The organism is Pseudomonas sp. MS646 (assembly GCF_036693845.1).
In the GTDB taxonomy this organism is placed as follows: domain Bacteria; phylum Pseudomonadota; class Gammaproteobacteria; order Pseudomonadales; family Pseudomonadaceae; genus Aquipseudomonas; species Aquipseudomonas chlororaphis_E.
The window spans coordinates 4,544,977-4,563,983 of record NZ_CP144763.1; the positions used below are offsets into that span (position 1 = coordinate 4,544,977).

Genomic DNA, 19,007 nt, shown 5'->3' on the forward strand with positions numbered 1-19,007 from the left:
AATTGTCCCTGCGTCGAATCAGCATGAAGCAACTGTTCCCCAGCACCGCCCTCGCGCTTGTCATTGGCCTCGGCCTGTTGCCACTGTCGAGCGATACGTTCGCAGCCAACAGCTGGGACAAGCTTCAGCCTGATCGCGACGAGGTGATCGCCAGCCTTAACGTCGTCGAATTGCTCAAGCGTCATCACTACAGCAAACCGCCGCTCGATGACGCGCGCTCGGTCATCATCTATGACAGCTACCTGAAGCTGCTTGATCCCTCGCGCAGTTATTTCCTGGCCAGCGATATCGCCGAATTCGACAAGTGGAAAACCCAGTTCGACGACTTCCTCAAGAGCGGCGACCTGAACGCCGGGTTCATCATCTACAAGCGTTACCTGGACCGCGTGAAGTCGCGCCTGGACTACGCCTTGGCCGAGCTGAACAAGGGCGTCGACAAGATCGACTTCAATGCCAAGGAAACCTTGCTGGTGGACCGCAAGGACGCCCCTTGGCTCAAGAGCACCGCCGAACTCGATGACCTGTGGCGCAAACGCGTCAAGGACGAGGTGCTGCGCATGAAGATCGCCGGCAAGGAGCCCAAGCAGATCCAGGAAACCCTGACCAAGCGCTACAAGAACCAGTTGGCCCGCCTGGACCAGACCCGTGCCGAAGACATCTTCCAGGCGTACATCAACACCTTCGCCATGTCCTACGACCCGCACACCAATTATCTGTCGCCGGATAACGCGGAAAACTTCGACATCAACATGAGCCTGTCCCTGGAAGGCATCGGCGCCGTGCTGCAAAGCGACAACGACCAGGTCAAGATCGTGCGCCTGGTACCAGCCGGCCCGGCGGACAAGACCAAACAGGTCGCCCCGGCGGACAAGATCATCGGGGTGGCCCAGGGCAACAAGGAAATGGTCGACGTGGTCGGCTGGCGCCTGGACGAAGTGGTCAAGCTGATCCGTGGCCCGAAAGGCTCGGTGGTGCGCCTGGAAGTCATCCCGGCGAGCAATGCACCGAACGACCAGACCAGCAAGATCGTGTCCATCACCCGTGAAGCGGTGAAGCTGGAAGAGCAGGCGGCGAAGAAGTCGATCCTCAACCTCAAGCAGGACGGCAAGGACTACAAGCTCGGCGTCATCGAGATCCCGGCCTTCTATCTGGACTTCAAGGCGTTCCGCGCCGGCGACCCGAACTACAAGAGCACCACCCGCGACGTCAAGAAGCTGCTGACCGAGCTGCAGAAAGACAAGGTCGACGGCGTGGTCATCGACCTGCGCAACAACGGCGGCGGCTCCTTGCAGGAAGCCACCGAGTTGACCAGCCTGTTCATCGACAAGGGCCCGACCGTACTGGTGCGTAACGCCGACGGCCGGGTGGATGTGCTGGAAGATGAAAACCCAGGTGCGTTCTACAAAGGCCCGATGGCGTTGCTGGTCAATCGCCTGTCCGCCTCGGCCTCGGAGATTTTCGCCGGCGCCATGCAGGACTACCACCGTGCACTGATCATCGGCGGCCAGACCTTCGGCAAGGGCACGGTGCAGACCATCCAGCCGCTCAATCATGGTGAGCTGAAACTGACCCTGGCGAAGTTCTACCGGGTTTCCGGCCAGAGCACCCAGCATCAGGGCGTGCTGCCTGACATCGATTACCCGTCGATCATCGACACCAAGGAAATCGGTGAAAGCGCCCTGCCCGAGGCGATGCCGTGGGACACCATCAAGCCGGCGATCAAGCCCGAGCTTGACCCGTTCAAGCCGTTCCTGGCCCAGCTCAAGGCCGAGCATGACAGCCGCACGGCTCAGGACGCGGAGTTCGTGTTCATCCGTGACAAGCTGGCCCTGGCGCAGAAATTGATGCTGGAGAAAACCGTCTCCCTCAACGAAGCCGACCGTCGCGCACAACACGCCGATATCGAGGCCAAGCAACTGGCCATGGAAAACCTGCGTCGCAAGGCCAAGGGCGAAGAGCCGCTCAAGGAACTGAAGAAAGAAGACGAGGACCTGATCACCGAGCCGGAAAAAACCAAGCCGGAAGACGATGCCTACCTGAGCGAGACCGGGCGGATCCTGCTGGATTACCTGAAACTCAACACGGCGATCGCCAAACACTGAAGATGATGGCCATTTAATGGTGACACTCGTCGAGCTGTCATCAAACTGACATCAGTCTGTCGTGAAATACAGGACTGGGCGCCCCGGCAGGGGTCGCCCGGTCCTTTTTTTATCGCCAGAGATCGCCATGACCACGACAGAACAGCTGAGTGCCTTGAGTTCAATTCTGGCTCAAAGCGGTTTGCACAGCCTGTTCCAACCCATCATCTGCCTCTCTGAACGACGCATCATCGGCTATGAAGCCCTCACGCGCGGCCCCTCGAACAGCCCGCTGCACTCCCCCATCGCCCTGCTCTCCGTCGCCCGCCAGGCCGGGCGTCTCAGCGAACTGGAACTGGCCTGCCGCCGCAGCGCCTGCCAGCGCTTCAACGAGCAAAAGCTGCCGGGCAAGCTGTTTCTCAACGTCTCGCCCGAATCCTTGCTGGAATCGGCCCATGAGACCGGGCGCACGCTGCAACTGCTACAGGATTTCGGCATCCCGCCCAGCCAGGTGGTGATCGAACTGACCGAACAAACCCCCATCGATGATTTCCAACTGCTGCAGACCGCCCTGCATCACTACCGGGCGATGGGGTTTTCCATTGCCCTGGACGACCTGGGCGCCGGCTATTCGAGCCTGCGGCTGTGGTCCGAATTGCGCCCCGACTATGTGAAGATCGACCGGCATTTCATCGACGGCATTCACCAGGATGCGCTCAAACGCGAGTTCGTCGGCTCGATCCTGAAGATCGCCCGCACCTCGCGGGCCCAGGTGATTGCCGAAGGGATAGAACTGCCGGAAGAACTGGCGGTGCTGATCGAAATGGGCGTCGACCTGGTCCAGGGTTACCTGCTCGCCCGCCCCCATGAACAGCCTTCACGCGATGCCCGGGCGTTGATGCCCCGCCAGGACGGCGGCGCGGTGACGCTGACCGATGAAGTCAACGACCTCGGCGCGTTGCTCAACGAACAACCGGCCGTGGCTCACAACACACCGACGGCCATCGTGCTGGACGCGTTCCGGCGCCAGGCCAATCTCAATTCCCTGGCCGTGCTGGACGACCAGGGCCAGCCCTGCGGCATCGTTCATCGCCATTCACTCTCGGACGCCCTGCTCAAGCCCTTCGCCACCGACCTGTTCGCCCGCAAGCCCATCAGTCGGCTGATGAGCGATGATTTTCTCGCGGTGGAGTTGAACCAGTCGCTGCAGCAAGTCAGCCGCCTCATCACCAGCCGGGCCCGACAGCGCATCGAAGAAGACTTCATCATCACCCTCAATGGCGGCTACATGGGCCTGGGCCGGGTGATCGACGTGCTTAAGCTGATCACCGAACTGAAGATCCAACAGGCTCGCTACGCCAACCCGCTAACCCTGCTGCCGGGCAACGTACCGATCCAGCAATGCCTGACGCGCCTGCTCCAGCAGCGCCAAGAGTCGGTGATCTGCTACGTGGACATCGACAGCTTCAAACCCTTCAACGACATCTACGGCTACGGCCGCGGCGACGAAGTGCTGCTGTGCCTGGCCCAATGCCTGAACGAACGCATCGACCCCAGTCGCGACTTCGTCGGCCACATCGGCGGCGACGACTTCCTCCTGGTCCTCGGCCCGGAAGACTGGCGCAAACGCCTGGACCAGCTACTCAGCGACTTCCAGACTCACTGTCGCCGCTTCTACCGCCCGGAACACCTGGAAGCCGGCTGTTTCACGGCGTTGAATCGACAGGGCGTACGCCAGGAGTTTGCACTGCTGTCGTTGTCCATCGGCGTCGTGCACCTGCGCTCGGACGCCTGCGAGGCGTTGGATGCCAGCCAACTGGCGGAACTGGCTTCGCAGGCGAAGCATCATGCCAAGGAGATTTTGGGGGGGAGTGTGTATTTGGTTGATGGTTTGGTTGAGCGGGAGGCTGTAGTGGAGTTGGGGTTATCGGTTTGAGCGGATTCCCCACTGCCGCCCTCGGCCCGAACGCCTGACACTAACCTTGTGGCGAGGGAGCTTGCTCCCGCTGGGCTGCGTAGCAGCCCCTTCTGAACAACACCTCGGTGTGTCTGGTAGATCGAGTAGGCTATTTTGGGGCCGCTTCGCAGCCCAGCGGGAGGAAGCTCCCTCGCCACAAAGTGGATTGGTGGCGCATGTTAGTTAAACAATAGAAAAACTCAACTTCTTCCTCTAAACTACCAGCATCAGCCATTTTCCTTATCTGAACTACCAGTTTGCAGGGTCTTCTTGGCTGGCTTTATCAAGCTCTTCGCTCCACTCTTCTGCTAGATATTTATAGATATCCTCAAAGAAAACTCTGGAATCCTCCATTTCATCCCATCCCGGTGGAAGGGCTGAATGTGAAACCACTTCGTGTTCGAACGCTTCACCAAAGTCATATGCCGGATCGTCGAGTGCAATTGCAAGTACACCAAAAAACAAAAACTTGTGACGATAACTCAGCTTCCTAAAACGATGAACCACGTATTTATAAATCAGCTCTTTCCGATCTCTGGCACAATCGACATTATACTGCGACAGCTCCTCCCCCAAAGACTCTTCGCAATCATATATTTCGAAGCCGCCGAGAAAATGACTTATCTGAGGATCATAGGGCCGATCAAGAAACGGATGCATCAACATTAAAACCTCCTACAGGATAAGCAGTGATCGGACGTAGTGTTTCGTAATCGAACCTGACTTCAAATACATTAATTTCACTTTGAAATATTGGATTCTCTCTATCATTTATATTGGGTATATACCCCTGCCCAACCTTGGGCAAATACATACGCACTACTGGATTCCCTCTCTTGTCTTCCCCCGTAAAACGTGGAAGCCCTCTTTCCTCTCGGCTCAGTGCCTCATTTATGGCTTGATGCTGTATTCGAAAACTATTGAACTTGGTACTACAGTTAGCGTACCACTGCCTTGGCTTGGGGGATTTTACATTTCCGGCGCGGCTTTCTGTTGAACTTTCATTAGGTGTATACGAACCATATTTTCTAAACTTTCTCAACTTCAATTTCTCTATGACTTTAGGCTTATGGAGCATTCTCTGAGTGATAGCGCTTGAGGCAGCTCAGCAATACTTCCATAAAGTGTCGCCGCTCATGAATTTCTTGATCAAAATATGTATCCACATCTTCAAACAAATCATCAAAACTATCGCCAATCTCCAGATAATAGCTGATTGTTTCAATATACTTACTCTGCGCGCCGGATGGATAACGCAAAAACTCCGGCTTAAGCAAAATATCAAACAACTCACAGAGCTCGGAATCGACATTTATGTTTTTTGAAACTATCAGCGCCTCCCGCTTTTCGTCACAAACATTCTCAATATTAAATACAAACAACAACCCGATCAGCGGCATCATGCTTGGTTTGGGTTTCATTTTTTCGGCCCTGTATAAGCTGTTATTGGATCACCATTTTCATTCAATATAGCTATCGCATGATCGCATGATCGCATGTATTGTATTATAAACCGTCTCGGTTATATTTCCTCTCCAATCGGTCACCCAAAATCGACTGACTTAGTACTTTCAAACAAATCATTACGCCTAAAAACGAGCATCACCCTATATTGCGTTCAATTGATATCTAGAACCATATCAGGGACAAACCACGACTAAGAGTTGATTGGCAAAGCTAGTCTCTTGATCCTGGCCTGCCGCTGAATCTTCTGAATTTCCTCCTATTTCTTGCTTACCCCCATCAAATATTCTCATTACCTACACATAGTCCCAAGTAGATCTATCTTCAGCTTCAGCTTTGCGGAGATCGTCTGCCCATACTTTACTTGCGAACTTATATATATCTTCAAAAAAAACCCTAGGATTGTTCATTGTATCCCACCCGTTAGGGAGCGATGAGCAGGCCTGATCATCATGTTCCAATAGGGCCTGAAAGTCATAACTGCTATCTCGCAGCGCATCTTCTAAGCTTTTATAAAGGAGAAATTTTTGTCTATAGGTAATTCGCCAACTCTTGGTTAGCGAATAGTTTAGAATTAAAACCTCTCGATCCAGCGGATTATTTGGATCAAACTTCTCAAGCTCTTCACCTAACGTTTCCTCCCGATCGTATATATCGAAACAACCTAAAAAATATGCAGGTGTTGGCATGTAAGGCCGGCCAGTACTAGGATCAACCAATTTACATCTCCTATTTAATTGGGTACAGCGTAAATGGGGCTTCGGTATCCCGATCAAACTTCATTTCTATACGATTCATTTTTACCAGCTTCGGATTGGTTGGATCCTTAGGATTTGGAATATACCCCTCTCCTGCACCCGGAAAATCCGCTCGTAGATATTTGCTTCCGCTCTTATCCATTAGTAGCACATGACCGCTATTTTTCTTTGACATTGCTAACTCATAAGCTTTTAACTGTAACTCCCAACTGTAAAATCTCGAACTTGGATTCCCTTTCCTATGCCAAGGAGTCTTGCCGGTAATGGGATCCGTACCATCAATTGCTCGCCGCTTCCACTTCTGGTCTGGAACCGCTGGACTATGCTTACCAACCATGTGCATGCCTTGTTCCCTGTCTAAACGTCTGACCTCTTTCTCAGCCAACTCAGCAGCGGTTGGCTTTGGCAACCGCGGCTCACCCTCATCTACCCAGACCTTATCCGCCGGATCCTGCTCCCCAACCGCCGGTCTGCACCCGCCCTTCCCCGGACAATCCACCAGCCCCAACGGATCCACCCACCCCGTCGGGTTCAGAGTGTATCGATACCCATTGAGCCCGCCCGCCAACTTACTCGGGTCGGGTGTCAGGTAGCGGCCGGTCTCGGGATTGTAGTAGCGATGCCGGTTGTAGTGCAGGCCGCTTTCCGGGTCGAAGTATTGGCCCTGGAAACGCAGGGGCTGCTCGAGTTGTTCGCCGCCGCCGTGCTCGAGTGCGATGAGTTTGCCGTAGCCGGTGTAGCGCGCCGACCAGACCACTTCGCCGGCGTGGTTGGTCAATTCCTGGGGGGTGCCCAGGTGGTCGAGGTGGTAGTGGAACGGGCAGGCGTTCAGGCCCTTGCCGTCGAGCATCGCCAGAGGGCGGAAGGTGCCGGGTTCGTAGAGGTAGCTGCGGTGGTGGCGCGGGCTGCTTTCGGCGACGATCTGGTCGCCTTGCCAGAAAAACTCCGTGGTCAGGCCGTCCACGGTCTTGCTGATGCGTCGGCCGAAGGCGTCGTAGCGGTAGGACGTTTCGCGACCGTCCGCCGTGGTAACGCCGATCAGGCGATGCTGGCAATCGTAGCGATAGTCGGCGACAAGGCTGGGGACGTTGCCACGGCGCTCGCGGATCAGGTTTCCAAAGGCGTCGTAGTCGTAGTGGCGGTCTCCCTCCGTCAGCAGGCGGTTGCCCTTGAGGGTGGTCGGGCCCGGACGGTCGTGCAGCAGCACGTTGCCGGCCGGGTCGTGGGCAAAGCGTTCCGGCGGGTCGGTATGGGAATACTGGATGCTGACCAGGCGATCCAGCGGGTCGTACTGGTAGTGGCGGCGATTGCGGTGGTTGGCCAGGCTTTCAAGGTTGCCCTTGGCGTCGTAGGCATAATCGCGCCAGAACAACTGCTGCTGGTGTTGCCACACAGTCTGGGCCTTGAGGCGACCCTGCTCGTCGTAACCGTATTCGCTGAGCAACAGGCCCTGTTGGCGTTGCACTTCCCGGCCGCCCTGGAATCGATGGTCGGTGAGTCGCTTGCCATTGAGGTCGATGGCGGTCAGCGCACCGCCCTTGGCGTGGTGGAAGTCGAGCTGGCTGTGATCCGGCAGGCGCAGGTGGTTGAGGCGCCCGCAGAGGTCGTAGCGATAGCGCAGGGTGCCCCAGCCCTGGTGTTCGGCGACCAACCGGTCCTGGGCGTCGTATTCGAAGGCCAGCGGATGATCGGTGCCGTCATCGACCTGCACCAGCCGGCCCCGGCCGTCGTAGCGATAGTGGATCGCCTGGCCGTCGGCCAAGGTCTTGACCAGCAATCGCCCGGTCGCATCGCGCTGGTAAGCGGTGACCCATTGCGTGCCGTCCTCGCCGTGCTCGGTTTTCTCCAGCAGGTGGCCGTTGAGGTCATAGACGTAGGCAGTACGCTGCCCGTCGAAACCGACTTGTTGTCGGATCAAACCGTTGGGCGTGTAGTCCAGCCGATATTTTTCGCCGGATTCGTTTTCGATTTCCGTCAGCAACAGCCGCGCCGAGTCGTAGCGGTACTTCAGTTCGCTGCCATCGGGATTGCGCCGGCGGCTGACCAGGTGCAGGTCATCGGCGTATTCGTAACGGGTGACACGCCCCAGTTCGTCGCGCTCGGAGGTAACCTTGCCGTAGGCGTTGTAGGTCCAGGCCCGGTTGGCGCCGTTGGGCAGGGTCGTCTTGAGCAGACGGCCCACGGGGTCCCACTGGTAATGCGTGAGGGCGCCGTGTTCGTCCTGGCGGGTCAGTAAGCGCCCCAGCACATCGTAGGAAAAACGCCGGCGACTGCCGTCGGGCATGACCTCTTCCGTCAGTTGGCCGAGCGGGTTCCAGGCGAAGTCATGAAAACTGCCGTCAGGGTGGCTGATCTCCACCAGGCAGCCGCGGGCATCGTATTTGTAGAAAGTGCTGTTTCCTTCGGGGTCGATGGACCTGACCACGTCGCCCTGAGCGTTACGCCGGTAAGTCCAGACAGACCTGTCGCGGCCTGTGCCTTGGGTGCGGGCGTGCAGGAAACCGTTGCGGTACTCGTAGGAGGTGGGCTCATCCATAGGCGGAATCAGCGCCACCAGTTGACCGACTTCGTCGTAGCGATATTCGGTGACGGCCCCTAGTGGATCCTGTTCGGCCACCAATCGGCCTTGTTCGTCATAGGCCTTGAGATGTTCGGCACCATCGGGCTCGACCTTGCGCACCAACCGCGCGCGGTCATCGTGGACGTACACTTCTTCACTGCCGTCGAGGTGCCGGACCGTGACGCTGCCGTCGTCGCCCCAGGTGTAGCGGCTGTCCATCTGTGCGAACGAAGCCCAGTGCCGTACGCAGCGGGCCGCCTGCCCGACGCCCTGCCACTCCCAGTAGAAACTCGCGCCACCGGCCAGTTGTCGCTGGAGGATGATGTGCTGGTCGTCATAGTCGTAGCGTTCGCTTTCACCTGCTGCATTGGTCGCTTCGATCAGTCGGAAACGTCCGTCATAGCGGTAGGACGCCAATGTCTGCTCAGTTCGCCAAGGGTCATCCAGGGTGGTGGCGGGCTGAAAAGACTGGTAATCGACGGCCATCAGGTGCCGCTGTTGATAACGCAGGCGCAGCGCGCGGCCGGCGCCGTTGTCCAGGCGGCAGATGTCGCCGTAAATGTTGCGCTGGATCGTCAGGCGGTTGTCGTAGCGGTCGCTGAGGGCGGCCAGGTGACCGTCGCGAAAATGCAGGAAAGGCGCCCGTTCGCCCGGTTGGGCGATGATCAGTTCGTCGGGCTCGCTGCCCAGGTAAATGGCCGCCCGCGCCAGGCTGTTATGGATGGCCGGGCGCCGGGCATTGGGCCGTGGGAACGTGGTGCGGCGGTTTTCCTGATCGATCCAGGTGACCTGCTCATCCTCCAGTTGCAGGCGATGCGCCAGGGCATGGCTCCAGCCGCGCCCCAGGCCGATGTCCAGTTCAACGGCGCTGGTGCGGTACAGGCGGGTGAAGATAAACGGCAAGCGCCCCTCGAGCGTGCCGTCCTCCAGGGTCAACAGCTCTTCGCCAGTGACCATCGACACCGGGCACCCGCTGGTACGGGTCAGGGCCGCGCTGTCGGCGCTGTCACCGTTGGGGTTCTTCGATTGGGCGGGGACATCGTCGTGGACTTCGTTTTTTTTCAGCGTGGTGTTGCGCTGGGCGTCCCAACGCAGTTGCATCCGCCCCTTTTTCACCGCGCTGGCAACGCCTCGGGCCGCGACGGTCTTGTAGCGGTCCACATAGACGATGAAGCCGTTGACCACGGCGAACATCGCGCTGACGAAGCGCTGGGCGGCTGCCAGCACACGTTCCCCCACGCGAACCAGGCGCAGCGACAGGTAAGCGATTGCGGCACCCGCGCCGGCAAAGGTCAGGACGACCCCGATCAGCAGGTCAATCACCAGTTGCACCGCCCCCATCGCCATGGCCTCGGCGGTTGCGCCGGCGACTTCGCTGGGCGGCAACATCTCCAGCCAGAGGCTGGCGGTGCGCACCAGCAGAAACAGCGCCGCTTCGTCGCTGGCCAGCATTTGCAGCTTGGCCATCACCTGCGGCGCGTCCTGCGCCAGGTCTTGCAACTGCGCGGCACTGGCGCCCAGGCGGTCAGGGAACCGGGCAGGATCCTTGAGGATGTCGCTGAGCAGGGTGATGCTGTCCCACACGCTTTCAATCGCTGCCCAACTGCCGGCAAGCAGGCCATTGCCGACCGCCGCCGCCGAGTTGGCCGCAGACTGCTGCGCCCACTGAGGCTTGAACCCCTGCCACTCGCCGCGCAGCCAGTCCGTGAGCTCCTTGCTCAGGCCATCGTAGGAAGAAAACAGGGCCTGGAGCTGCGCCGGTGAAACTTCGTCCTGGACATGCACCCGATAGCGCTTGCCCGCCTCGCCGTTGAAGGTGCCCAGGCCCTGGGCATCCAGGGTGACCGGCGTGACCTCGCCGGTGTCCACCGCTACCACGTGCACCACGATGTCGCCCAACGGAATGTCGTACACCGACTCCAGCTTGCTCTCGATGGTCATCACCCCGCCCTGTGGGCATTGGGTGACCGTGGAGAGAAAATCTTCGTCGCCGGTGCTCACCGCGGTGAGGCTGTCGCCGAAGCGGATCAGTCGCTCCATGCCCATCAGCGAGGGCACGTCGGCGGCATGACTGGCCCGGTCCGCAGCCCGGCTGTACCAGCGTTCGAGCTGTTCGCGGTAGACCGTCAGGGTGTCCTTGAAGCTGTCGAGCGCCTGCTCGACGCGACTCACCTGGTCCATCAGGCCATCGCTCGTTCAAGGATCAGCAGACAAAAACAGTCGAACATGGGCAGACGTCTCGCAGCGCTCAGGGAGCGCGAGACTTTGCCGGGGATAAAAAGGGAAATAAGTCAGGAAATACAGCAGGGACTGTAGGCCGATTCTCTAAATACACGCATCCAGAACAACCCGCAGTGGCGGCGCTCGCGCAAACGGCGAGCGCCCGGCAAGCTTGGATAACCTAACGGTCGCCGGCTTCGAGCGCTTTGAGCTTGTCCTCGGCCAACGGGTGCCCGGCCTTGGCTGCCAAGGCCCACCAGCGGGCGGCTTCAGCCGGATCCGGCGCCTTGCTGGCGCTGCCGGCCAGGCTGATCACGCCAACCTGATAGGCCGCCTTGCCATCCCCCGCCAGGGCCGCCAGCCGCAGCAGGCGCAGGCCTTCCTCACGTGCGCCAAGCCCCTGGCCACGGAACGTCAGGATATGCCCGTAGAAACTTTGCGCCCCTGCGTCACCCAGGTTCGCCATGCGCGCGAACTGGCCTTCGAGCCAAGCCCAGCCACGCGGCTGGCGGACGAACCATGACCAGTGAAACAAGCGTCGCGCCAGCCAATAGCCGGCCCGCGCCTTGAGTCGCCAGAGCACTCAGGCCTCCGCCGATTCGGGGTATTCGTATTCAAACACTCGGACCACTTCCGAGGCGTGCCAGGACGCGGCGGCCACACCATCGGAAGGCCCGGAAAACCGGCCCAGGCGCTCGACGCATTCGAAGAAACCGGTGCGCGGCAACCGGCTGGCGCCCTGGCTGATCACCAGCGAGCTGCGCAGCGGTTGTTCCGCCCGGGCGTCCAGTGCCGCCAGGTGCTCCAGGGCGGCGGTCAAGGTCTGCATTGCCGGGCTGGGCAGCTGCAAGCGCTCCAGCAAGGCGCGGTACGTCAACAAATGGCGCTGGCGGCGCGCCTGGTCCAACTCCCCCAACAACCCATCCCAATGTTGCCGACTGATGCGTACACTCACGACTCGTCCCTCCAACCCGGCACCGTCAACTCCCAGGCCAGACTGCGCCGAATCGCGGCATCGGGCTGACGCTCGCCGCTCTCGATCAAGGCCAGATAAGACGGGCTGATACCTACCGTGCGGGCCAGCGCCTCGATGGCGATGCCCTTCCCTTCGCGCAAACTGCGTAATTGATCCAGGCCAGGGAGAACCTGGTCGGGTGCCGCCGCGTGCCGGACAGAAGCTTCGCGCGACGGTGCTTGATCGAGGCCGGCGGCCTTCAACAACGACTGATACTGATCCCACGGCAAAACCGCGTACTCGGGCTCTCCGTCGCGGGTGATTATTTGAATATCCATGTCTACCCCGTAGGACAACAACACTTAGCGAGTCAGCCTTTTTCCTTGGAAGTGTAATCCTAAATGACGGCTGAGGTCGCGGGGCGATGAATTCTCTGGGGCAAGCGGCGCGGGATCAGGATTTTTCGTGGCGCTGGAGCTGGAGTTGCTCCGGCGTATCGGGCAGCCTTTCGACCCGGGCCAGCTTCTCGGGGGATTGTCGGTAACGCCAGGCCCGGAACGCTTCGAGTTCGGTGTCGAGGGTTTTCATGACCCAGGCCAGTACGGCGATGTCGTCGAACATGCCAAACATCGGCAGGATGTCCGGGATGGCGTCCAGCGGGCTGAGGAAATACATGAGCCCCGCCACCACCGACAACATCGACTTGGCGCTGACGGCCCGGTACTCGCCCCGCCAATAGGCCAGGCACAAGGCCTGCAACAGGCGCAGGTCCTCTTTGAGCTTGCCTAGCCGGCCACCCTCCCGGGCGCCTTTGCTGGCGACGGCGAACAACAGGGTGGGCAAACGACCACGGGCCAGCAGACGCCCGGCCAGCGGTAGAAATCGCGCAAAATTCCACGGCGCCTTCATTTTTTCTCCCACTGAAATGTTATCCACACAAATTGTGGATAACCTTGTGAACAGAGCTGCATTTCGCCGCTGAAGCCCCCGTATCATAAGGCCCCGGCTCAGATCGGGCGTTTTTTACTCACTAAAAAAAACCCAATATTTCATTGACTTGACCGGCTGTCTACGGCTAGCACAGCGCCCGTATTGCCTATGACTGTAGCCTGCGAGGTGCGTTCGGTTTTTTTAAATTTCCAATGCCCGGATGCAACAACGCCCCGCATGAGCGAGGCGTTGTCTTGGCGCAGACGCGATTACTTGGCAGCGTCTTCCTTGGCCGGATCCTTGATCGCCAGCAGCTCCAGGTCGAACACCAGGACCGAGTTGGCCGGGATCGCCGGGCTCGGGCTCTGGGCACCGTAGGCCAGGTCACTTGGGATGTACAGCTTGTACTTCTCGCCGACGTGCATCAATTGCAGGCCTTCGACCCAACCCGGGATCACGCCGCTGACCGGCAGATCGATCGGGCTGCCACGCTCGACGGAACTGTCGAACACGGTGCCATTGGTCAGCTTGCCGGTGTAGTGCACTGTCACCACGTCAGTCGGCTTAGGCTGCGGGCCATCGGCTTTCTTGACCACTTCATACTGCAGGCCGGAAGCGGTGGTGGTCACGCCAGCTTTCTTGCCGTTTTCCTCGAGGAATTTCTTGCCGGCCGCTGCCGACTCCTCGCTCATCTTGGCCATGCGCTCTTCGGCACGTTTTTGCAGTGCGGCAAAAGCCTCGACCAGTTCTTCGTCTTTCAGCTTCTGTTCTTTCTTGCCGACGGCATCTTCAATGCCCTGGGCAACCGCTTTGGAGTCCAGGTCATCCATACCTTCCTGAGCCAGGCTCTTGCCCATGTTCAGGCCGATCCCGTAGGAAGCTTTCTGCGCCGGGGTTTTCAGCTCTACGCTGGTCTGCGAATCGCAACCCGCGAGTACCAGGCCAACCAGGGCCACCGCCGCCGCCAACCGATGCTGTTTCATGCTATTTCCTTGTTCATGCGCCTAAAGGGCAATCGAGTAAAGCCGCGAGCTTATCAGGCGGCCACGACCAATGGCTACCGGCATGTGAGCCACAAAGCGAGGATAAGTTCAGGTCGGCAAACGCTTTTTAATCCTCGGCAGATGAAGGCTCTGTCATCTGTTACCTACACAGACAAATGAGCACCTCGCCGCAACGCAAAGGATAATGGCCACTTGCCCGTAAAGCGGCACTGAGGCATAAGGGCATATCAAAAAAACAAGGACGTTATCGTGCGCCTTCTCTCTCGTCTTCTCTGGCTGCTCCTCGCGCTGCTGGTCATTGCCGTGGCCGTGGTCCTGTACTACGTTGCCAACCCTCGCCTGCCGTTCTACACGCCCGTCGAAAAGGTGCACTACCTGGATCAATGGAGCGCCGCCGAGCGTCAGACCTACTACTTCACCCCCCAAGGCACCCAGGTGAAAGGCCTGCGCTACAACTGGTTCACCGCCCTCGAACTGCCGTTTTCGCAACAGCGGTTCGCTTCGCCTGAGTACCTGGCGCGTTTCGGCTTCCTGGTGGACCCGGCGCAGAAAGCCTCGCCCGATAACCCCGGCAACCTGCCAGTGGGTTTCGCCCGGCATCAGAACCTGGGCGGTACCGACGAATACCTGGACATCACTTGCGCGGCCTGCCACACCGGTGAACTGCGCTTCAAGGGCCAGGCGATACGGATCGATGGCGGTTCGGCACAACACGTCCTGCCCTCCAGCGTGCCGACGTTGCGCGGCGGCAGTTTCGGACAGGCACTGGTCGCCAGTCTTGTTTCTACTTATTACAACCCGTGGAAATTCGAACGTTTCGCCCGCCAGGTCCTGGGTAACGACTACGACGCCGGTCATGAAGACCTGCGCAACGCGTTCAAGGCCTCCCTCGACACCTTCTTGCGGGTGGCCTGGAATGACACCCATCGCGGCCTCTACCCGACCGAAGAAGGTCCCGGCCGTACCGACGCCTTTGGCCGCATTGCCAACGCCAGCTTCGGCGACGCCATTTCGCCGGCCAACTACCGGGTGGCCAACGCCCCGGTGGATTACCCGCAGTTGTGGGAAATGTGGACGTTCGACTGGGTGCAATGGAATGGCTCGGCCCAGCAACCGATGGCCCGCAACGTCGGCGAGGCGCTGGGCGTTGGCGCCACGTTGAGTTTCTTCGACGCCCAGGGCAAACCGCTGCAAGGCGACGCGCGCTACCCTTCCAGCGTACGCGTACGCGACCTGAACAAGATCGAAGAGACCTTGCAACTGCTCAAGCCACCCGCGTGGCCGGAGTCGCTGCTGGGCGCGATCGACAAACCCCTGGCCGCCAAGGGCCGCGCCCTGTTCAACGAAAATTGTGCAGGCTGCCATGTGCCCCAGGTGATCCAGGGGCCCGACCGGCCGGTGCAACAACTGCACATGCTGCCCGTGCAGGTGATCGGCACCGACCCGGGCACCGCCAATAACATCGCCGACCACCGCTTCGACCTGACCAGCCTGCAGTGGGATCCGGCCGAGCTGGCGAAGCTTGAGGTGCAACTGCACCCGACCCCGAAAGAGCCGCTGGACCTGAGCCAGCTCTCGGTCGCCAAGGGCTTGGCTTATGTCACCGCGTTCGTCGAGAACCGCGCCTACCGCGACGCCGGCGTCACCCCCGCCGAGCGTCCGGCCCTGGACGGTTTCGGCCTGCCCATCGGCGTGCGCGAGCTGCGCGCCTACAAGGCCCGGCCACTGGCGGGCGTCTGGGCCACGCCACCGTTCCTGCACAACGGCTCGGTGCCGACGATCTACCAACTGCTGTCGCCCCAGGACGAGCGGGCCACCACTTTTTATAAAGGCAACTTCGAGTACGACCCGCGACACCTCGGTTATCGCACCGAAGCCTTCCCCAACGGTTTCCTCTTCGACACCCGCATAACCGGCAATCACAACAGCGGTCATGAGTTCCGCGCCGGTGAAAAGGGCAACGGCGTCATTGGCCGGCTGTTGCAACCGCAGGAACGCTGGGCTTTGCTGGAATACCTGAAAGTGCTGGGCGGACCGCTGGAGTCGCAACTGTAATGATGAACCTCACCCGCAAAAGGATTTCTCCATGTTGACCACGCTCTGGCTGCGCCTCGGTGCCTTCTTGGGCAAGACGCTCCTGTGGCTGCTGGGCCTCGGGCTGCTCGGCTGGGCACTGGCGACGGCCTGGTACGCCTGGCACCACAGCGGCCCGGTGCCTGACCAGGAGCAGGTACCGCCCGGCGAAGCCGCCATGACCCAGGAAATCATCCAGACGGCGATCCGCATCGTCGATCAGCACCGCGAAGGCACGCGCTACCTGCGCGACGCCCACGCCAAGGCGCACGGCTGCGTCATGGCCGAGGTGCAGGTGCCAAACGATCTGCCGGCCGTGTTGCGCCAGGGTGTGTTCGCCGAGCCGGGCAAGGTCTGGCAAGCGACGATGCGCCTGTCCAATGGCAACGCTTACCCTCAATTCGACAGCCTGCGGGATGCGCGCGGGATGGCGATCAAGCTGCTGGACGTGCCCGGCAAGCAACTGCTGGATGACCGCCAATCACACGGCGAACAGGATTTCGTGATGTTCAACCATCCGAACTTCTTCGTCAGCGATGTCGCCGAGTACCGTCAGAATGTGGCTGCCCAGGCCGATGGAAAGAAAGCCATGGCCTTCTTTCCGAGCGTGGATCCGCGCAGTTGGCAGATTCGCCATCTGTTCATCGCCCTGGCGACCCTTTCACCGCCACCGGCCAGCCCGACCCAGACCACGTACTTTTCGGTATCGCCCTACAAGTTCGGCACGGCCAATGCGAAGTTTCGCGTGGCGCCAGACCCGGACAGTTGCCCGACCTATACCCTGCCCGCGCAGAACCAGGCATTGCCCAACTTCCTGCGCAGCGCCCTCAATCAGCAGTTATCCACAGACCGCGTGCCGGCGTGCTTTGTCTTGCAGGTCCAGCGCCAGGACCCGCGCAAGTACATGCCGATCGAAGACACCAGCATTGAATGGCGCGAAAGTGATGCCCCGTTCGAGACCGTTGCGCGCATCAAGGTGCCCGCCCAGGACTTCGACACCCCCAAGCTGAACCTGGCCTGTGATAACCAGTCGTTCAATCCGTGGTTCGGCCTGGAGGCGCACCGCCCCATCGGTGGTATCAACCGTCTGCGCAAAGCGGTGTATGAAGCCGTCAGCGATTACCGGCACAGTCGCAATGCCGAGCAGTAGACACGCAAAGCATTCTGTCGAGGCGCTCCCGCGCTGAGCGTGGGAACGCCCTCTTGATAAACGTCAGGCAACAAAAAGCCCGCTCAATGAGCGGGCTTTTTTGTGGGTGACCTGGCGTTCAGTGCTCCAGGTGACCGAATATGGCGCAGCGGACGGGACTCGAACCCGCGACCCCCGGCGTGACAGGCCGGTATTCTAACCGACTGAACTACCGCTGCGCGTAACATTGAAAGTTGGTGGGTGATGACGGGATCGAACCGCCGACATTCTGCTTGTAAGGCAGACGCTCTCCCGGCTGAGCTAATCACCCTGCACTTTCGATGCGGGGCGCATTCTCTCACAGTTTTTTGTAACGTGCTGATTTAATTGCAAAATTCAGCAAAAAAACTGAAGAACACGCACCGCGTAAACCACAGACAGCAAAAAGCCCGCGTTAGCGGGCTTTTCGGGGTGACCTGGCGTTCAGTGTTCCAGGTAACCAAATATGGCGCAGCGGACGGGACTCGAACCCGCGACCCCCGGCGTGACAGGCCGGTATTCTAACCGACTGAACTACCGCTGCGCGTAACACTTGAAACGAATGGTGGGTGATGACGGGATCGAACCGCCGACATTCTGCTTGTAAGGCAGACGCTCTCCCGGCTGAGCTAATCACCCTTCGCTTTCGGTGTGGCGCGCATTCTACGGAGCACTCTTCAAGCTGGCAAGCACTTTTTAAATTAATTTTTTCAGGCCTTCCAAAGGCTTAGCGAAGGGTTGGCCTATGGCGCCGCGCAGAGAATAATGCCCCCCTTTGTATAAAGGAGAGACTCACCCCATGTGGTTCAAGAACCTGCTTATCTATCGCCTGACCCAAGATCTGCCTGTTGATGCCGAGGCGTTGGAAACTGCACTGGCCAGCAAACTGGCGCGTCCATGTGCAAGCCAGGAGTTGACCACGTACGGTTTCGTCGCGCCGTTTGGCAAAGGCGAAGACGCGCCGCTGGTGCATGTCAGCCAGGACTTCCTGCTGATTGCCGCTCGCAAGGAAGAACGCATTCTGCCGGGCAGCGTCGTACGCGATGCCCTGAAGGAAAAGGTCGAGGAAATCGAGGCCGAGCAAATGCGCAAGGTCTATAAGAAGGAGCGTGACCAACTCAAGGATGAAATCATTCAGGCGTTCCTGCCACGTGCCTTCATTCGCCGCTCGTCCACCTTCGCCGCCATCGCGCCGAAGCAAGGGCTGATCCTGGTGAACTCCGCCAGCCCGAAACGCGCCGAAGACCTGCTGTCGACCCTGCGTGAAGTCATCGGCACCCTGCCCGTGCGCCCGCTGACGGTCAAAATGGCCCCGACCGCCATCATGACCGACTGGGTCAAGACCCAGAAGGCTGCCGACGATTTCTTCGTGCTGGACGAATGCGAACTGCGCGACACCCACGAAGACGGCGGGATCGTGCGTTGCAAGCGCCAGGACCTGACCAGCGACGAGATCCAGTTGCACCTGAACACCGGCAAGGTGGTCACGCAACTGTCCCTGGCCTGGCAGGACAAACTGTCCTTCGTGCTCGACGACAAGATGGTGGTCAAGCGCCTGAAGTTCGAAGACCTGTTGCAGGACCAGGCCGAGCAGGATGGCGGCGACGAAGCCCTCGGCCAATTGGACGCCAGCTTCACGCTGATGATGTTGACTTTCGGCGAGTTCCTGCCGGCGTTGGTCGAGGCGCTGGGCGGGGAAGAGATTCCGCAGGGGATCTGACGGCTGATGACTTCTAGTGTGGGAGCGGGCTTGCTCGCGAAGGCGGTGTGTCAGACAGCAATTTCTCAGCTGACACACCGCCTTCGCGAGCAAGCCCGCTCCCACAATGGTTTCGTG

Annotated in this window: 14 protein-coding genes and 4 tRNA genes; 5 read left to right on the plus strand and 13 right to left on the minus strand. The window is 59.5% G+C overall.

Features of this window, described 5'->3' with window-relative positions:
* Positions 1-23 precede the first annotated feature (23 nt).
* Together V3H56_RS19920 and V3H56_RS19925 are read left to right on the plus strand one after the other, a co-directional pair.
* The gene (locus V3H56_RS19920) at positions 24-2,102 is read left to right on the plus strand and encodes a carboxy terminal-processing peptidase (RefSeq protein ID WP_185057641.1); all 2,079 of its coding nucleotides are present in this window, start codon (positions 24-26) and stop codon (positions 2,100-2,102) included.
* Between the two features lie 127 nt (positions 2,103-2,229).
* Positions 2,230-4,017: a bifunctional diguanylate cyclase/phosphodiesterase gene (locus V3H56_RS19925; RefSeq protein WP_338473787.1), complete on the plus strand. Its 1,788-nt coding sequence runs from the start codon at positions 2,230-2,232 to the stop codon at positions 4,015-4,017.
* A 270-nt stretch (positions 4,018-4,287) separates the two neighbouring features.
* On the opposite strand, the gene V3H56_RS19930 is transcribed toward V3H56_RS19925, so the two are convergent.
* The 9 genes from V3H56_RS19930 to V3H56_RS19970 form a co-directional block, all read right to left on the minus strand.
* Positions 4,288-4,704: a hypothetical protein gene (locus V3H56_RS19930; protein ID WP_338473788.1), complete on the minus strand. Its 417-nt coding sequence runs from the start codon at positions 4,702-4,704 to the stop codon at positions 4,288-4,290.
* Positions 4,705-5,105: 401 nt separating this feature from the next.
* Complete coding sequence (locus V3H56_RS19935; RefSeq protein ID WP_212802914.1) at positions 5,106-5,459, minus strand: hypothetical protein; 354 nt, start codon at positions 5,457-5,459, stop codon at positions 5,106-5,108.
* A 339-nt stretch (positions 5,460-5,798) separates the two neighbouring features.
* Positions 5,799-6,221 carry a hypothetical protein gene (locus V3H56_RS19940; RefSeq protein ID WP_244868239.1) on the minus strand — a complete coding sequence of 141 codons (423 nt, stop codon included), beginning with the start codon at positions 6,219-6,221 and terminating at the stop codon, positions 5,799-5,801.
* Positions 6,222-6,231: 10 nt separating this feature from the next.
* Positions 6,232-11,001 (minus strand): RHS repeat-associated core domain-containing protein, encoded by a 4,770-nt coding sequence (locus V3H56_RS19945; protein WP_338473789.1) that lies wholly within the window; start codon positions 10,999-11,001, stop codon positions 6,232-6,234.
* 220 nt (positions 11,002-11,221) lie between these two features.
* Positions 11,222-11,623, minus strand: a complete 402-nt coding sequence (locus V3H56_RS19950; RefSeq protein WP_123578379.1) for a sel1 repeat family protein — start codon at positions 11,621-11,623, stop codon at positions 11,222-11,224.
* Entirely contained in the window at positions 11,624-11,995 is a 372-nt protein-coding gene (locus V3H56_RS19955; RefSeq protein WP_003179080.1) for a hypothetical protein, read from the minus strand.
* Positions 11,992-12,333, minus strand: a complete 342-nt coding sequence (locus tag V3H56_RS19960; protein ID WP_042728960.1) for a helix-turn-helix transcriptional regulator — start codon at positions 12,331-12,333, stop codon at positions 11,992-11,994. The genes V3H56_RS19955 and V3H56_RS19960 overlap by 4 nt, the downstream gene beginning before the upstream one ends.
* 115 nt (positions 12,334-12,448) lie before the next feature.
* Positions 12,449-12,904: a YkvA family protein gene (locus tag V3H56_RS19965; protein ID WP_053145990.1), complete on the minus strand. Its 456-nt coding sequence runs from the start codon at positions 12,902-12,904 to the stop codon at positions 12,449-12,451.
* Between the two features lie 290 nt (positions 12,905-13,194).
* The gene (locus V3H56_RS19970) at positions 13,195-13,908 is read right to left on the minus strand and encodes an FKBP-type peptidyl-prolyl cis-trans isomerase (protein ID WP_003204577.1); all 714 of its coding nucleotides are present in this window, start codon (positions 13,906-13,908) and stop codon (positions 13,195-13,197) included.
* Between the two features lie 270 nt (positions 13,909-14,178).
* Here V3H56_RS19970 and V3H56_RS19975 point away from each other — a divergent pair, with 270 nt between their 5' ends.
* Both V3H56_RS19975 and V3H56_RS19980 read left to right on the plus strand, forming a co-directional pair.
* Positions 14,179-15,984 (plus strand): di-heme-cytochrome C peroxidase, encoded by a 1,806-nt coding sequence (locus V3H56_RS19975; RefSeq protein WP_338473790.1) that lies wholly within the window; start codon positions 14,179-14,181, stop codon positions 15,982-15,984.
* Positions 15,985-16,015: 31 nt separating this feature from the next.
* A complete protein-coding gene (locus V3H56_RS19980; RefSeq protein WP_042732578.1) occupies positions 16,016-17,152 on the plus strand; it encodes a catalase family protein in 1,137 nt (378 codons plus the stop codon).
* Positions 17,153-17,293: 141 nt separating this feature from the next.
* Here the strand turns inward: V3H56_RS19980 and V3H56_RS19985 are convergent.
* From V3H56_RS19985 to V3H56_RS20000, 4 genes are all read right to left on the minus strand, one after another.
* A tRNA-Asp gene (locus tag V3H56_RS19985) sits at positions 17,294-17,370 on the minus strand.
* Between the two features lie 16 nt (positions 17,371-17,386).
* Positions 17,387-17,462 (minus strand) — tRNA-Val (locus V3H56_RS19990).
* A 175-nt stretch (positions 17,463-17,637) separates the two neighbouring features.
* Positions 17,638-17,714, minus strand: a tRNA-Asp gene (locus V3H56_RS19995).
* A 19-nt stretch (positions 17,715-17,733) separates the two neighbouring features.
* Positions 17,734-17,809: transfer RNA gene (locus V3H56_RS20000), tRNA-Val, on the minus strand.
* 160 nt (positions 17,810-17,969) lie between these two features.
* On the opposite strand from V3H56_RS20000, the gene rdgC reads away from it, so the two are divergent.
* Entirely contained in the window at positions 17,970-18,890 is a 921-nt protein-coding gene (gene rdgC / locus V3H56_RS20005) for a recombination-associated protein RdgC (protein ID WP_042732579.1), read from the plus strand.
* Positions 18,891-19,007 lie beyond the last annotated feature (117 nt).

Bases quoted from the DNA above. Each gene is read 5' to 3' on its own strand.
- V3H56_RS19970 (WP_003204577.1), bottom strand. From the start codon at position 13,908: ATGAAACAGCATCGGTTGGCGGCGGCGGTGGCCCTGGTTGGCCTGGTA.
- V3H56_RS19920 (WP_185057641.1), top strand. From the start codon at position 24: ATGAAGCAACTGTTCCCCAGCACCGCCCTCGCGCTTGTCATTGGCCTC.
- V3H56_RS19965 (WP_053145990.1), bottom strand. From the start codon at position 12,904: ATGAAGGCGCCGTGGAATTTTGCGCGATTTCTACCGCTGGCCGGGCGT.
- V3H56_RS19930 (WP_338473788.1), bottom strand. From the start codon at position 4,704: ATGTTGATGCATCCGTTTCTTGATCGGCCCTATGATCCTCAGATAAGT.
- rdgC (WP_042732579.1), top strand. From the start codon at position 17,970: ATGTGGTTCAAGAACCTGCTTATCTATCGCCTGACCCAAGATCTGCCT.
- V3H56_RS19935 (WP_212802914.1), bottom strand. From the start codon at position 5,459: ATGAAACCCAAACCAAGCATGATGCCGCTGATCGGGTTGTTGTTTGTA.
- V3H56_RS19980 (WP_042732578.1), top strand. From the start codon at position 16,016: ATGTTGACCACGCTCTGGCTGCGCCTCGGTGCCTTCTTGGGCAAGACG.
- V3H56_RS19945 (WP_338473789.1), bottom strand. From the start codon at position 11,001: ATGGACCAGGTGAGTCGCGTCGAGCAGGCGCTCGACAGCTTCAAGGAC.
- V3H56_RS19960 (WP_042728960.1), bottom strand. From the start codon at position 12,333: ATGGATATTCAAATAATCACCCGCGACGGAGAGCCCGAGTACGCGGTT.
- V3H56_RS19925 (WP_338473787.1), top strand. From the start codon at position 2,230: ATGACCACGACAGAACAGCTGAGTGCCTTGAGTTCAATTCTGGCTCAA.